This is a genomic window from Nocardia sp. NPDC003183 (assembly GCF_053590715.1).
Map to the genome: position 1 here is coordinate 397141 of NZ_JBSFTG010000002.1, position 15028 is coordinate 412168.

At 68.8% G+C, this 15028-nt stretch carries 14 protein-coding genes; 11 read left to right on the forward strand and 3 right to left on the reverse strand.

The features are described from left to right. Positions 1–39 precede the first annotated feature (39 nt). From ACWDXS_RS09680 to ACWDXS_RS09690, 3 genes are all read left to right on the forward strand, one after another. Positions 40–1005 (forward strand): alpha/beta hydrolase, encoded by a 966-nt coding sequence (locus ACWDXS_RS09680; protein WP_378632762.1) that lies wholly within the window; start codon positions 40–42, stop codon positions 1003–1005. Positions 1006–1040: 35 nt separating this feature from the next. Then, on the forward strand, positions 1041–1373 hold the full coding sequence (locus tag ACWDXS_RS09685; protein ID WP_378632765.1) for a TfoX/Sxy family protein: 333 nt from the start codon (positions 1041–1043) through the stop codon (positions 1371–1373). Between the two features lie 78 nt (positions 1374–1451). Next, positions 1452–1904 (forward strand): VOC family protein, encoded by a 453-nt coding sequence (locus ACWDXS_RS09690; RefSeq protein ID WP_378632767.1) that lies wholly within the window; start codon positions 1452–1454, stop codon positions 1902–1904. Between the two features lie 55 nt (positions 1905–1959). Here ACWDXS_RS09690 and ACWDXS_RS09695 read toward each other — a convergent pair whose 3' ends face one another. Then, on the reverse strand, positions 1960–2388 hold the full coding sequence (locus ACWDXS_RS09695; RefSeq protein ID WP_378632770.1) for a hypothetical protein: 429 nt from the start codon (positions 2386–2388) through the stop codon (positions 1960–1962). A gap of 177 nt (positions 2389–2565) precedes the next feature. On the opposite strand from ACWDXS_RS09695, the gene ACWDXS_RS09700 reads away from it, so the two are divergent. Together ACWDXS_RS09700 and ACWDXS_RS09705 are read left to right on the forward strand one after the other, a co-directional pair. Further along, complete coding sequence (locus ACWDXS_RS09700) at positions 2566–2787, forward strand: hypothetical protein (protein WP_378632772.1); 222 nt, start codon at positions 2566–2568, stop codon at positions 2785–2787. A 145-nt stretch (positions 2788–2932) separates the two neighbouring features. Then, positions 2933–5530, forward strand: coding sequence for a LuxR C-terminal-related transcriptional regulator (locus ACWDXS_RS09705; protein WP_449964041.1), 2598 nt, complete (start codon positions 2933–2935; stop codon positions 5528–5530). A gap of 2 nt (positions 5531–5532) precedes the next feature. Here the strand turns inward: ACWDXS_RS09705 and ACWDXS_RS09710 are convergent, their stop codons facing one another. Then, positions 5533–6150 (reverse strand): TetR/AcrR family transcriptional regulator, encoded by a 618-nt coding sequence (locus ACWDXS_RS09710; RefSeq protein WP_378704287.1) that lies wholly within the window; start codon positions 6148–6150, stop codon positions 5533–5535. A 115-nt stretch (positions 6151–6265) separates the two neighbouring features. Between ACWDXS_RS09710 and ACWDXS_RS09715 the strand changes: the two genes are divergently transcribed. The 6 genes from ACWDXS_RS09715 (at position 6266) to ACWDXS_RS09740 (ending at position 13760) form a co-directional block, all read left to right on the forward strand. Then, the gene (locus tag ACWDXS_RS09715) at positions 6266–7639 is read left to right on the forward strand and encodes a flavin-containing monooxygenase (protein WP_449964046.1); all 1374 of its coding nucleotides are present in this window, start codon (positions 6266–6268) and stop codon (positions 7637–7639) included. Then, positions 7636–8784 carry a serine hydrolase domain-containing protein gene (locus ACWDXS_RS09720; protein ID WP_449964049.1) on the forward strand — a complete coding sequence of 383 codons (1149 nt, stop codon included), beginning with the start codon at positions 7636–7638 and terminating at the stop codon, positions 8782–8784. Before ACWDXS_RS09715 ends, ACWDXS_RS09720 begins: the two co-directional genes overlap by 4 nt. A gap of 2 nt (positions 8785–8786) precedes the next feature. After that, the gene (locus ACWDXS_RS09725) at positions 8787–9830 is read left to right on the forward strand and encodes an NAD(P)-dependent alcohol dehydrogenase (protein ID WP_449964747.1); all 1044 of its coding nucleotides are present in this window, start codon (positions 8787–8789) and stop codon (positions 9828–9830) included. A gap of 11 nt (positions 9831–9841) precedes the next feature. Then, positions 9842–11494 (forward strand): class I adenylate-forming enzyme family protein, encoded by a 1653-nt coding sequence (locus ACWDXS_RS09730; protein WP_449964052.1) that lies wholly within the window; start codon positions 9842–9844, stop codon positions 11492–11494. 13 nt (positions 11495–11507) lie between these two features. Continuing rightward, positions 11508–13247 carry an N-acyl-D-amino-acid deacylase family protein gene (locus tag ACWDXS_RS09735; RefSeq protein WP_387447065.1) on the forward strand — a complete coding sequence of 580 codons (1740 nt, stop codon included), beginning with the start codon at positions 11508–11510 and terminating at the stop codon, positions 13245–13247. A gap of 177 nt (positions 13248–13424) precedes the next feature. Next, on the forward strand, positions 13425–13760 hold the full coding sequence (locus ACWDXS_RS09740; protein ID WP_378991303.1) for a hypothetical protein: 336 nt from the start codon (positions 13425–13427) through the stop codon (positions 13758–13760). A 13-nt stretch (positions 13761–13773) separates the two neighbouring features. Here ACWDXS_RS09740 and ACWDXS_RS09745 read toward each other — a convergent pair whose 3' ends face one another. Further along, positions 13774–14934, reverse strand: coding sequence for an NADH:flavin oxidoreductase (locus ACWDXS_RS09745; RefSeq protein ID WP_378632789.1), 1161 nt, complete (start codon positions 14932–14934; stop codon positions 13774–13776). Positions 14935–15028 lie beyond the last annotated feature (94 nt).

The window sequence follows — 15028 nt, forward strand, 5'->3', positions numbered from 1 at the left end:
TGCCGGACATTAGCGGGGTCATGCGGCACACTACGTCGCATGCGTCGGCTTGTGTGCTGTCTGCTCGTCCTGCTCGGCTGTGGAATCGTCGTCTCGCCCGCGGCGTCGGCGGAATCGGGGATCCTCGATGTTCGCCCGCTCGGCGGCCGGCAATTCGAGGTGGTCGTGTACTCCGCGGCGATGAACCGCCCGATCACCCTCTGGATGTCGCATCCCGGGTCCGGTGCGCCCGCGCTGTATCTGCTGAACGCGGTCGACGGTGGCGAGGGCGGCGGGCCGTGGATGCGGCGCACCGATGTGGTCGACTTCTTCGCCGACAAGCCGGTGAACGTGATCGTCCCGATCGGTGGCCGCGCCAGCATGTACACCGACTGGCAGCGCGACGACGGTGCGCTGGGTCGCAACAAGTGGTCCACCTTCCTGACCGACGAACTTCCCCCGCTGCTCAACGATCGCTTCGGCATGACCGGCGCCAACGGCGTCGCGGGCCTGTCGATGTCGGCCACCTCGGCCTTGAACCTGGCGATCGCGGCGCCCGGCCTGTATCGCGCGGTCGGCGCCTTCAGCGGGTGCACGCAGACCAGCAATCCGCTCGCCGAGACGCTGGTCCGGTCCCAGCTGGCCACGTTCGGCGCCGACGCGACCAACATGTGGGGCGCCCCCGGCGACCCGGCGTGGGCGGCCAACGACCCGACCCTGCACGCCGACCGCCTGCGCGGCACCGCCATCTACCTGTCCTCGGGCAACGGCGCCCCCGGCCCGCACGAGGCGTTCAACGATCCGAGCATCGCGGGCAACGTCGGCGTCCTGCTCGACCGGCTGCTGGTCGGCGGCACCATGGAAGCCGTGGTCGGCAGCTGCTCGAGCCCACTCGCGGGACGCCTGGCCCAGCTCGGCATCCCTGCGGACGTCCGCTTCCGCGCCGGGGGCACCCATGCCTGGCCGTACTGGCAGGACGACGTTCACGATTCCTGGCCGATGTTCGCCGCCGCCCTCGGCATCTGAGCCTTCTTGTCGGTGGCTCGGCGCACACTGAGTCGATGGCATACGACGAGGAGCTCGCCGAGCGGATCCGGGAGATCGTCTACCCACGGCCCGATCTCGACGAGCGGAAGATGTTCGGCGGTCTCGCCTTTCTGATCGGCGGCAACATGGCCGTGGCCGCCAGCGGCAAGGGCGGGCTGCTGGTGCGGGTCGCCCCGGCCGAAGGCGATGCCCTGCTCGACGGATCGACGATCACGCCGATGGTGATGGGCGGGCGCGAACTGCACGGCTGGCTGCGCGTGGCCCCCGAGACGGTCGACGACGACACCGCACTGCGGGAATGGGTCGAACGCGGAGTGGGGTTCGCGCAGACCTTGCCGCGAAAATAAGTTCGGTGGATGTGTCGAAGGGTGGTGTGCGGCTCCGACCAGTGGGTGAAGCAAGCCACTCACCCCAAGGAGCACATCATGTCCGTCAACACATTCCTCTGGTTCGATGCCGACGCCGAAGCGGCGGGCGAACTCTATGCCGCGACCGTCCCGAACTCGCGCGTCGTCGAGGTCACCCGCCAGGGCGACGGTTCGGCCTTCATCGTGACCCTTGACCTCGACGGCCAGGCCGTCACGCTGATGAACGGCGGCCCGGGCCACCCGCACAGTGATGCCGCCTCGCTGCAGGTGATCGTGGATACCCAGGACGAGATCGATCGGCTCTGGGAGGCGTTGACGAGTGGCGGCGGCGCGCCCGGCCCGTGCGGGTGGCTCACCGACCGCTTCGGGGTGTCCTGGCAGGTCGTCCCGGCGGTGCTGCCCAAGTTGATGGGTGGCGAGACCGATCGCGTCATCGCCGTCGGCACGGCGCTGCGCTCGATGTCCAAGCTCGACATCGCCGCTCTGCAACAGGCCTACGACCAGGCCTGAACGCGCGAACGGCCGCCGCGGGGAGAGGTTCGCGGCGGCCGTCGTCGCGGGTGGGCTAGCCGGCCGAGCCCGACAGCAGCCCACCCAGATCAGCGGACCCGGTACTCGTGCCGCCGCCGGGGTTGGTCGGCTTCGGGGCGACGGTGATCGTGACGGTCTTCGAGCTGATGAGCTCCTGCACCGCCTTGATCTCGTGCGCGCCGGTGGTCTTCGGCGTCCAGGTGATGGTGGCCTTGCCGTCGGCCACCGAGACCGGCTCGCCGATCTGGGTGCCGTTGTCGGTGAAGGTCACCTTGAACAGGAACGAGGTGGCCGTGACATCGGCGGTCACGGTGTAGGCGGTATCCACGTAGTGCGTGCTGCCGCTCACCGCGATCCCCTGCACGAGCGCGGATGCCTGGGGTGCTGCCAGCACGGCGGCCGCGGCCACCGCGGTGAATGCCGTGAGTCCGAAACCGGCACGCCGCGCCTGGTAGATCTTCATGATGTTCTCCTGTTCGCGCTGATGTTGAGCGCGACATTAGCCACCGGAGCGGCACCGCGTCCCAGAAACTGAAATAACCATGTTTAAAAATGTTTCGGCCGGTGACGTCGCAGGTGGCGACCGAATTCACCCGGAGCGGATGAGGCGCCCTCGGCGACCGGCCGCGACGCTGGAACCATGTCGACGTCGGGCCCGCTGCGCTATCAGTTCGTCATCGAGGGCGAGCTGTCCGAGCGTGTCCTCGCGGCCTTCCCCGAGCTGCGCCCCAGCTCGCATTCGCCCACCGGAACCACCACCCTCTTCGGTCTGGTCGCCGACAGTACGGCCATGCGTGGCGTGATGGCCCGCATCGACACCCTCGGCCTCACGCTGCTGAGTATGTCCCAGTTGCCCGACTGAGCATCCGCCGACGAGTCGACGTCGATCTGATAACGAGCGCCCTCACTTCCCCTCGCCAGCAACCGCGCAGCCGCTGATTCGCCTACCGTCGATCTCGGCGGAGGTCGGCCGCCGCGCGGTGAACAGCGTGTTCAGGAGGGTGAAGATGGCTTCGTCGTCGGGTTCTCTGGACTTTCACGGTGGCGGCTCGGTGATAGCTGTGTCGGGTCGGCCTGCCGGTCTCCCCGAGCTGTCCTTCGCCCCGGTTCGATGCAACGAGGCGTTCGCGCGCCTGGATCGGGCGCAGGCCGCCGCCGGGCAGACGGTGCTGCTGTGCGGGCCCGCGGGCAGTGGGAAAACCGTCGTGCTGGTCGACTGGGTGCGCCGGCGGTGTTCGGCACGCGTCGCGTGGTCCACCGTCGCCGAACAGCACGGATCCGATCTGCTTGCCGACATCGCCCGAACACTCGAGCCGATCGCGGATTTCGTCCCGACCGGGATGCTGCACACGCCGATGGACCGCGCCGTGGACCTCGTCGCCGCGCTGGCCGGCGTCGAGCCGACCGTGCTGGTGATCGACAACGCCCACCTGCTCACCGACCCGCTGCAACTCGCCGGCCTCGAATACCTGCTCACACACCTGCCCGGCCAGGTCACCGCGGTGATCGCGAGCCGATTCGACCCGCCGCTGCGGTGGCACGCCCTCGACCTGGCGGGCAGGCTCACCCGGATCGGAGTGCCCGAACTCGCGTTGTCCCCGGATCGGGTCGCTCAACTGCTCGCCCAGCACGGGTGCCGGCTCGACGACGCCGAACTCGCCGTGGTCCAGAACCTGACCCGTGGCTGGGCCGCGCTGGTCCGCATCGCGGCGATCTGCCTGTCGGCCGGCGGCACCGACCGCGACACCGCCCTCGCCGCGCTGGCCCGCCCCTCACACGCCGTCGCCGACTTCCTGGTCGCCGAACTGCTCGCCGCCCTGCCCGCGCCCACGCTCGAATTCCTGCTCGCCACCGCGGTTCCCGAGCAATTCTGCCTGCCGATGGCCGAGGATCTGGTCGGTGACGACGCCGCCCGCATCCTCGACGAACTGCTGCGCGCGAACTTCCCGCTGCACACCGTCGCCCACGCGGGCGAACTCTGGCACACCTACCATCCGCTCCTGCGCGCCTACCTGCTCGCCGAGGCCGCGTACACCAGGCCGGAGCGCCTGCCCGACTGTCATCGCCGGGTGGCGGCTTGGTTCACCGCGGCCGCGATGCCGGGGCCCGCGCTCGGCCATGTCCTGGCCGAGCCCGGCACCCCCGGGCTGGTGCCCTTCCTGCGCGACTGGGGGTTGCGCATGGTCTTGGACGGCACGGGTCACGCCCTGCTCGCCGCCCTTGAAAACCTCCCCGAACACGACACTTTCGTTCGCCTGCTGCGCGCGGCCGTCGCGGTGGAGTCGGGCGATATCGCCGCCGCGGAGGTCTATCTCGAAGCCGCCCATGTGGGCCCCGAATCGGCCGCGCCGGTGGTGCCCGCCGAGTGGGTGGCCGCTCTCGACCGCGCTGTGAGCGCGGGAGTGGCTGTCCTGGTGGGTGATTCGTCCTCGATGCGCTGGCCGCTGCCGCCGGTGACCGGTCAGCCCGACCTCGACTGCTATGCCGCGCTGCACTGCGGCATCGCCGAGATCTACGGGGGCGAGATCGACAGCGGCGCGGCGTCTGTGCGCCACGCGATCGTGCACTCCGAGCAGGCCGGACTGGGTCGCGTCGCGGTCCGTGCCAGAACCGCGACGGCCGGGGCGGCCGGGATGGCGGGCCGGCTCGGTGAATTACGCGCGCTGGCGGTCCAGGCGATCGACTGCGCCGAACGCTACGAACTGGCAGGCTCGGCCGATGCCGCTCCGGCCAGGGTGCTCGCGGCCTACGGCGCATACCAGCAGGGCGCGGATTTCGAGCGGCCGCTGCCGGGTCTGCCCTGGGTCGCGGCCGACGAGACCGTGGTGCCCGCGCCGGTGCGTCAGGTAGCGATCATGACCGGGGTGCTGATGTTCGCCGACGCCGCGGATCGGTCGGCCGCCGGGGTCGCACTCGCCAAGCAACTGCACCGCCTGCTCGACGAATCGCCGACGCTGTACGGCACCGGTGAACTGGTCACCGACGTGCTGTGGCTGCTGCTGCGCGTGCAGGCCAGGGCCGACGCGCAGCAGTTGGTCGACCACGCAACGCGCGTGCTCGGCCGGACTCCCGAGATGGCTGTCGCCGAAGCGGGACTGGCGCTCTACGCCCATCGCCCGGCCGTCGTGCTGACGGTGCTGGAACCCCTGCTCGCCACCCCGCGCTGTTCCTCGCGCTCGCTGGTCGCGGCGTGGCTGCTGGTCGCGGTCGCCGCCGACCGCCTCGATCGTCCCCGCAAGGTCGACGATGCCTGCGAACAGGCTCTCGCGCAGGCGGCGGCCGAACAACTGACGCGCCCGTTCCTCGACGTGCCGGAGGCGGCCGAACTGCTCGCCCGGATCGGCGCGCGCTTCGGCCAGTACGCGGCGCTCGTGGACCGGATCCGTGCCCACCGCGGCGCCACCGCGGGCGCACCGCAGCTCACCGACACCGAACTGGTGGTGCTGCGCCAACTTCCCTCTGGCATGACCGCGGGCAATATCGCCACCGACCTCGGCGTCTCGGTGAACACCGTCAAAACGCACCTGCGCGGCATCTACCAGAAGCTCGCGGTGAACGCGCGCGCCGAAGCGATCGCCCAGGCTCGCGTGCTCGGCCTGCTCTGATCTCAGTCCGGCGCCTGGAGGGCCGGAAACCAGACATCGGTGAGCACCGCCGCGGCCTGCGTGGCCGAGACGTCGATGGTGCCCTGCATCGCCCAGCGGGTGAAGAACCGCTCGAGCTGGGCGACGAGCAGTTCGATCCGCAGCCGGGCCTCGTCGCGGCGGTGCTCGGGCCAGCGGGCGAGATAGGCGGGCATGGTGTCGGCCAGGGTCATGATGCCCTCGCGCGCCACCGCGCGGAATTCCGGTTCGAGCGCGGTGGCTTCGTCCCAGGCCGGGAGCATGTCCTTGTTAGTGAAGAACCAGTCGATCGCGCGAGTCATCCAGTCCGCGAACGACTCTCGGGAGCCGATGGTGAGTACTCGGTCCAGGTCGGCGTAGAAATCCCGGACGCTGGCGAGGGTGCCTTCCTGGGCGATGGCGCGCAGCACCTCGCCTTTGCTCGTGAAGTGCAGGTAGAAGGTCGCCCGGCTGCAGCCGACGGCGGCGGCGATGTCGTCGACGCGGACATCGGAGTAGCCCTGCGTCTCGAACAGGGTGCGTGCGGTCTCGACGATCCGGGCCTTCGTCAGGCGCTTCTGTTCCTCGCGGAGCGAGCCACGGCGGGCGGGTTCGGTCGTCATGAGGTCATCTTAGACGATCAGCCCATTCACTGGACATCATGTCTAGTGAGACGTTATCCTGTGGTCCACGTCACGGCATGGTCATCGATGACCGAGGCCGCTGGAGGAGTTGTGCATGGATACACGCGAATTACCCAAGGTCTGCGTCATCGGCGCCGGACCTTCGGGTATCACCGCCGCCAAACGGCTTGCCGAGAAAGGAATTCCGTTCGACTGCTACGAGGCGTCCGACGAGGTCGGTGGCAACTGGTACTTCAAGAATCCCAACGGCATGTCGGCGTGCTATCAGAGCCTGCACATCGATACCTCGAAGTACCGCCTGCAGTTCGAGGACTTCCCGGCCCCGGCGGATTGGCCACACTTCCCGCATCACTCGCAGCTGCTGCAGTACTTCAAGGACTACGTCGACCACTTCGGCCTGCGCGACAGTATTCGGTTCAACAGCCTGGTCACCTCGGCCGAGCGTGACGACGCGGGCCTGTGGCGGGTCACGACAGCGGCGGGCGACACCGAAATCTACGACGCGCTGATCGTGTGCAACGGCCACCACTGGAACCCCCGATTCCCGGACTACCCCGGCGAATTCGACGGCGTGCTCATGCACAGCCACGCCTACAACGACCCGTTCGACCCGATCGACATGCGCGGCAAGCGGATCGTCGTGGTGGGCATGGGCAACTCCGGGCTCGATATCGCCTCGGAACTGTCCCAGCGATTCATCGCCTCGAAGCTGTTCGTCTCCGCCCGTCGCGGCGTGTGGGTGCTGCCCAAGTACGTCAACGGGCAAGTGGGCGACCGTGCGTCGATGCCCGCGTGGATTCCCGACAGGATCGCGCTCAAACTCAAACAGCGCTTCGTGCGCAAGAACCGCGGCGAGATGTCGACCTATGGACTGCCGACGCCGGATCACGAGCCGTTCGAGGCGCATCCGTCGGCGAGTGAGGAATTCCTGCACCGGGCCGGCTGCGGTGACGTGGAGTGCAAGCCCGCGATCACCCGATTGGACGGCGACACCGTGTATTTCGCCGACGGCACCAGCGAGCAGGCCGACGTGATCGTGTGTGCCACCGGCTACCACATCAGTTTTCCGTTCTTCGCCGACGCCGAGTTGGTGCCCGATGCGGCCAATCGGTTCCCGCTGTACCAGATGATGATGAAGCCCGGCGTGGACAACCTGTTCTATCTCGGTCTGGCCCAGCCGATGCCGACGCTGGTGAACTTCGCCGAGCAACAGAGCAAGCTGGTGGCGGCTTACCTGACCGGCCGCTATCACCTTCCCCCGCGCGAGCAGATCGACGAGGTGCTCGGCGCGCAGGAGGCCAAACGCACCGGACGCTATTACGATTCGCCCCGCCACACCATCCAGACCGAATTCGAGCCGTACGTGCGCTCGATGACCAAGGAGCTCGAGCGCGGCGCGAAACGTGCCGCCGCCGCGGGCAATACGTTGCCGGTGCCCGCTCGGGTGAGCGCCGAGGTGGCGCGATGAGCACTTCTTCGGGCTTCTGCCGTGACGAATTCGCCGGTGTGCGTGCGGCCTTCGACGAACACCTCGCCTCCGGCGCCGAACTGGGCGCCGCCCTGTGCGTCACCGTCGACGGTGATCCGGTGCTCGACCTGTGGGGTGGCTACGCCGACCCGGAGCAGACCACCGCGTGGGCGGCCGACACCCTGGTGAACGTCTTCTCGGTCACCAAGACGATGACGGCGCTGTGTGCCCTGCTGCTGGTCGACCGTGGTGAACTCGATGTCGACCAGCGGGTGGCCCACTACTGGCCCGAATTCGCGGCGAACGGCAAGGCCGACATCGAAGTTCGCCACCTGCTCTCGCACACCTCCGGCGTCTCGGGCTGGGACAAGCCGATCGAACTGTCCGACATCTACGACACCGATGCCGCCGCCGCCCGGCTGGCGACGCAGGCGCCCTGGTGGGAGCCGGGCACCGCCTCGGGCTATCACGCCATCAACTACGGCCATCTCGTCGGCGAACTCGTGCGCCGCATCACCGGTCGTTCACTGGGCACGTTCTTCGCCGACGAGCTGGCCGGGCCCTTGGGCGCCGATTTCCACATCGGCACCGGTCCCGAGCACGCCGACCGGATCGCCACCCTGGTCCCGCCGGAGCTGCCGGACTTCGACCTGTCGATCCTCGATCAGGACAGTGTCCTGATCAAGACGCTCACCAGTCCCTGGCTCGAGGTTTCCGAAACCGCCACGCCGGCCTGGCGAGAGGCCGAGATCGGCGGCACCAACGGGCACGGCAACGCGCGCTCGGTGGCCCGCATCCAGTCGCTGATCGCCAACGGCGGCGAGCTGAGCGGCAGGCAGTTCCTCTCGCCCGCGACGATCGAGCTGATCTTCCGCGAGCAGGCCGACGGCATCGACCTGGCGCTGCTGGCTCCGCTGCGTTTCGGCATCGGCTACGGGCTGCCACGACCGGAGACGTTCCCGCACATCCCCGACGGGCGGGTCTGCTGGTGGGCCGGGTACGGCGGCTCGATGGTCGTCAACGACCTGGATCGCCGAATCACCTTCGCCTACACCATGAATCGCATGGCGACCGGACTGATCGGTTCCGATCGGTGCGACAGTTATCTGAAGGCCACGTTCGACGCGGTAGGAGACGCCCGATGACCATGCGCGCGATGCAGTTGACGGCGCCGGGCACTCTCGAACTACGGACGGTGCCCGTACCCGAACTCGGCCCCGACGATCTGCTGCTGCGGGTCGGCGCGGCGGGGATCTGCCACTCGGATTCGTTCGTGCTGAGCCTGCTGTTCCCGATGAGTGAGAAACCCCTGACGTTGGGCCACGAGATCGCGGGCACGATCGAGGCCGTCGGCTCGGCGGTGGAAGGTCGTAGCGTCGGCGACCGCGGGATCGTGTACCTGTGCTGGTCGTGCGGTGAATGCCGGGAGTGCCTGCGCGGCAACGAGAATGTCTGCCTGGCTGCCGGTCGCACCGCGATGCCGCCGTGCCCCGGCCTCGGCCCCGACGGTGGCATGGCCGAGTACGTCCGCATCCCGGTGCGCTCGTTCGTGCCGATCGCCGACGAACTCGACTTCGCCCACGCCGCGCCGCTCGCTGACGCGGCCCTGACGCCGATGCACGCCATTCGCGGCGCCATGGACCAGCTGTGGCCCGGCGCCACCGCGGTCGCCATCGGGATCGGTGGACTGGGTCACGTGGCGGTGCAGTTGTTGAAGGCACTCACCGAAACCACCGTGATCGCCGTCGACGTGGACGCCGACAAGCTCGCCCTGGCCACCGAATGCGGCGCCGACATCGTGCTCAAGGCCGACGAGAACACCGCGGCCACGATCTTGGAGCTCACCGGCGGACGCGGTGCGGAGGCGGTGTTCGACTTCGTCGGCGCCGACCCCACCGTCAAGGTCGCCGTCGAATCCGTAGCCCCCAACGGTGCTGTCCGGCTGGTGGGTCTCGGCGGCGGCGCCACCGGCATCGACTCGGGCCCGGCGGGCGGACCCGGTCTGCCCTGGGGTGCCACGGTACGAAAGTCCTACGGCGGCACCAGGTCCGACCTCATAGATTCTGTGGCCTTGGCCGCCGCGGGCAAGCTCCGCGCCCAGGTCGAGCGGTTCGACCTGGCCGATGCCCGCACCGCCTTCGACCGACTCGACTCCGGCGCGATCCGCGGCCGCGCCGTCCTCATTCCTTGATGGAGAAGAACATGACCAACGCTGTAGACCCACAGGAATTCGTGGCCAAGGTGGCTGCGGGCCTGACCGCGCCGGGCGCGCCGTTCGAGATGACCGTCGAACCCGTTCTCGGCGTGCCGATTCCGGTCCTCGCCCATCGCCGTGCCAACCTGCGCGAACTCTTGGAGCACTCGCGCAAGTGGGGCGAGCGCGACTACCTCGTCACCGAGGACCGCCGGATCTCCTTCACCGAGCACGCCGCGGCCGCGGGCGCGCTGGCCACCGCCCTGGCCGCCAGGTACGGCGTCGGCAAGGGCGATCGCGTGGGCATCCTGGCCGCCAACGGCCCGGACTGGGTGATCGCGTTCTGGGCCGCGCAGTGTCTCGGCGCGATCCCGGTCGGCTACAACGCCTGGTGGGCGCCGCCGGAGATCGCCTACGGGCTCGGCCACACCACTCCGACCGTCGTCATCGCCGACGCGAAAAGGGCTGCGCTGCTGGCCGAGACCGGCACCGACCTGCCCGTCCTGACCATGGACGAGGATCTGCCCGCCCTGATCGCCGAGTTCGGCGGCGGCGAGATCCCCAGCACACCGGTCGACGAAGACGATCCGGCCGTGATCCTCTACACCAGCGGGACCAGCGGCAGGCCCAAGGGTGTTGTCCATTCGCAGCGAAACATGGTGGCGATCAGTGACTACCACCGTTTCACCGACGCCATGATGGCCGCGTTCATGGGTCAGGAGCCCGGGGATGCTCCCAGCGATCGCCGCTACCTGGTCACCGCGCCGCTGTTCCACATCGCCAGCCTGCACAACCTCGTCATCCCGCGCCTGCTGACCGGTGCGGCGGCGGTGTTCCCCCACGGGGCGTTCGAGGTCGGCCGCGTCCTGAGCCTGGTCGAGCGCGAGAAGGTCACCAACTGGGCCGCGGTGCCGACCATGGCGTCGCGCCTGCTGGAACACGATGTGGCCCAGCACGATCTGTCCTCGCTGAGCGCGCTCTCGCTGAACTCCGCGCCGTCCTCGCCCGCGCTGCTCGCCAGCCTGCGCGAGAAGATCCCGGCCCTGCAGTTCTCGCTGACCACCAGCTACGGCCTCACCGAGAGCGGCACCGCGGCGACGGTCGCCACCCCGCTGGACCTGGCCGCGGACGACGCCTCGGTCGGCAGGCCGATCATCGGGGTGGCAGTGGAGATCCGCGACGCCGAGGGCAACGCGCTAGGCGAGGGTGCGGAGGGCGAGATCTGCATCCGCAGTCCCTACGTCATGCTCGGCTACTGGAACGACGACGCGGCGACAGCGGCCTCGATCGACGACCAACGCTGGTTGCGCTCCGGTGATTTCGGCACGATGGACAACGGCAGACTCACCGTGTCGGGCAGGCGCACCGACCTGATCCTGCGCGGCGGCGAGAACGTGTATCCCACCGAGATCGAGAACGTGCTCGTCGAACATCCGGCCGTCAGCGACTGCGCGGTCTTCGGCGTCGCCCACCCCGATCTCGGCCAGGAAGTGGCGGCGATCGTCGTCGCCGAACCCGGGGCGGTGGACCCGGCGGAACTGAGCGCCTTCGTCGCCGATCGCCTCGCCTATTTCAAGGTGCCCGCCCGGTGGCGGATCACTTCGGACGCGCTGCCGCGCAACGCGACCGGTAAAGTCACCAGGCGCGAGCTCGCGATCTAAGAGGGGTCACACCATGTTCGACAGCATCATCAAGGGTGCCCGTTGGTTCGACGGCACCGGCGCCCCGTCCGCGGTTCGTCACCTCGGCATCACCGACGGCAAGATCGCCGAGATCTCGGAGACCCCGCTCGACGAGACCGGCTGCTCCCGCGTCGTCGACGCGACCGGCAAATGGGTGATCCCCGGCATCATCGACATCCACACCCACTACGACGTCGAAGTCCTGCTCGACCCGTCGCTGTCGGAGTCGGTGCGGCACGGCGTCACCACCGTGCTGCTCGGTTCGTGTTCGCTCTCGACCGTGCACGTCGACGGCGAGACCGCGGGCGACCTGTTCGGCAGGGTCGAGGCCATCCCGCGCCAGTACGTGGTCGGCGCGATGAACGACGTCCAGACCTGGAGTACCGCAGGCGAATACGTCGACGCGCTCGAACAGTTGCCGCTCGGGCCCAACCTGGCCGGCTTCATCGGCCACTCCGATATCCGGGCCGCGGTGATGGGGCTGGACCGCTCCACCCGCAAGGACGTGAAACCGTCCGAGGCGGAGCTGGCCGAGATCGAGCGCATGCTCACCGACGCGCTCGACGTCGGCTTCGTCGGAATGTCCTCGCAGCAGCTGCTTTTCGACAAGCTCGACGGCGAGACCTGCCGTTCGCGGACGTTGCCGTCCACCTACGCCAAGAGCAAGGAACGCCACCGGCTCAACACGATCCTGCGCAAGCGCGGTCGCGCGTTGCAGGGCGGACCCGACATCACCAACCCCAAGAGCCTGGTGTCGATGGCGGTGTCGAGCATCGGTCTGTGGCGCAACGCGCTCAAGGTGAGCCTGCTGTCGGCGGCCGATGTGAAGGCGGTGCCGGGCGCGTCCAAGATGTTCCCGGCCGTCGGCAAGATCATCAACGGGCTCGACGGCAATTTCCGCTGGCAGCATCTGCCGGTGCCGTTCGAGGTGTACTCCGACGGCATCTCGCTGCCGGTGTTCGAGGAGTTCGGTTCCGGCGCGGCGGCTCTGCACCTGTCCGACCACATCGACGAGCAGCGTCACCTCATGCAGGACGAGGAGTACCGCCGCACCTTCCGCAAGGACTACGACAACAAGTACGGCCCGCGCGCGTGGCACCGCGACTTCTTCGACGCCGACATCGTCGAATGCCCCGACGAGACCGTCATCGGCAAGACCTTCGGTGAGGTCGGTGTCGACCGTGGGGGTCTGCATCCGGTCGACGCGTTCCTCGACCTCGTCGTCGAACACGGCGACAAGCTGCGCTGGCGCACCACCATCTCCAACCACCGACCCGAGGTGGCCGACGTCCTGGCCGCCGACCCGTCGGTCCAGCTCGGCTTCTCCGACGCGGGCGCGCACCTGCGCAATATGGCCTTCTACAACTTCGGTCTGCGCCTGCTCCGTCGCGTCAACGACGCCGCGACCAGCGGCAAGCCGTTCATGACGGTCGAGCACGCGGTGCACCGCCTCACCGGCGAACTGGCCGACTGGTACGGCCTGGACACCGGCCACCTGCGCGTGGGTGATCGCGCCGACGCGGTCGTCATCGACCCCGCCCACCTCGACGAAACCCTGGACGCCTACGCGGAGAGTCCCCTCGCGATCTTCGGCAACCTGTCGCGCATGGTCAACCGCAACGACGACACGGTCACCGCGGTCTTCGTCAACGGCCGCTACGTCTTCGGCGAGGGCGAAGCGGATCCCGTACTCGGCACCGAACGAGTGGGAGCCTTCCTGCGCGCGGAGTAGGACCGCCGCCCGGCGCTCGCCGCGCGTCCGGGTACTCGCCGCTGGGTCGTCGCGCATCCTGACCCGGTGCGCGACGACCCAGCCCCGATCTGCGACCCTCACCTGATGACCGGGCGGCGGTCGACCCGAACCCGGTCGTCGCCGCTGGACTACCTCACATCAGCGAGAGGACTCGATATGTCGGACGCGAAACGGATCGCCTGGGGTAAACCGCGTCATCCCACCGACGCCGACCGCGACGCCCTCCGCGAGGACCTGCTCGCCAAAGCACGCGCGGTGCGCGGCGACGGCTGGGCCGACCACCGCGCCGAATGGCCCGCCGGTCAGGTGGCTGTGGTCGCCTATGTGCTGGGCGACGCCGACGTTCTCGCCGAACTCGAAGAGAACGAGAGCACCGTCCTGAGCCGCTACGCCGCCGACCTGTTCGGCTTCGTCGGTGGCCGCAAGGACAACGAGAAGGGCCTCGTCGACACCCAGGCCTGGTTCGACGCGGTGCGCAAAGCCCTCGCCTAGCTCGCGTCGTGGGCTAGGTGCGGAGCACGCATTCCGTGCGCGAGTAGATGGTCGGCACGCATTCGTTGCAGTGCGTGCACAGGGACCGGGTCGTCGCGTCGGTGTGCCAGCGGCGGATCAGGTCCGGTTCGCGCAGGAGCGCGCGGCCCATGGCGACGAAATCGAAACCGTCGTCGATGGCCTGCTGTGCGGTCGGGCGGTCGGTGATGCCGCCGAGCAGGATGATCGGCAGCGTCAGCTCCTCGCGGAACCGGCGCGCCTTGTCGGCGAGATAGGCCGGGCGATACGGGTATTCGCGCAGGAAGCCCTTGCCGACGAGCTGGAATCCCCACCGGGTCGGCACCGGCAGCGTCTTCGCGAAGTTCTTGCGCGGCGCGTCACCGCGGAAGATCGCCATCGGATTGAGCAGGGAGCTGCCCGCGGTGAGTTCGAGGGCGTCGATCGCGCCGTCGTCCTGCAACCAGGTCGCCACCTGTAGCGACTCCTCGATCGAGAACCCGCCGCGCACACCGTCTTCCATGGTGAGCTTGGCCGTCACGGCCATCGTGTCGCCGACGGCGTCACGCACGGCCTTGACCAGTTCCCTGGCCACCCGCGCCCGGTTGACCAGCGACCCACCGTAATCGTCCTTGCGCCGATTGAGCATCGGACTCAGGAACGAGCTCGCCAGATAGTTGTGTCCGAGATGCACCTCGACGGCGTCGAACCCGGACTCGCGCGCGAATCGCGCCGCCCGCGCGTGCGCCGCGACGACCTCGGCGATCCCGAGCGCGTCCGGCACCTTCGTGAACCGCATCCCGAGCGGATTGAACATCCGGCTCGGCGCCAGCGCGGGCGCCTGATTCGATTTGGCGTTCGCGACCGGTCCAGCGTGCCCCAGTTGCGCGCTCACCGCCGCGCCCTCGGCGTGCACCGCGTCGGTGAGCCTGCGCAGGCCGGGAACGGCCTCGTCGCGCATCCAGATCTGATGCCGGTCGGTTCGCCCGCCCGGCGCGACCGCGCAGTAGGCGACCGTCGTCATCCCCACCCCGCCTTCGGCGACCTCCCGGTGGAACTCCACCAGGTCGTCGGTGACGAGTGCGTCGGGTGTCCGCCCCTCGAAGGTGGCGGCTTTGATCACCCGGTTACGCAGGGTGAGCGGACCGAGAGTGGCGGGTGCGAGGACATCGCTCATGTGCAAAAGTGAAACACGTTACAGTCCTGCGGGCAATGGGGGATCTCCCGCTGAATGGGCCGAAACGGCAAACGGCCCGCCTGCGTGGAGAGCG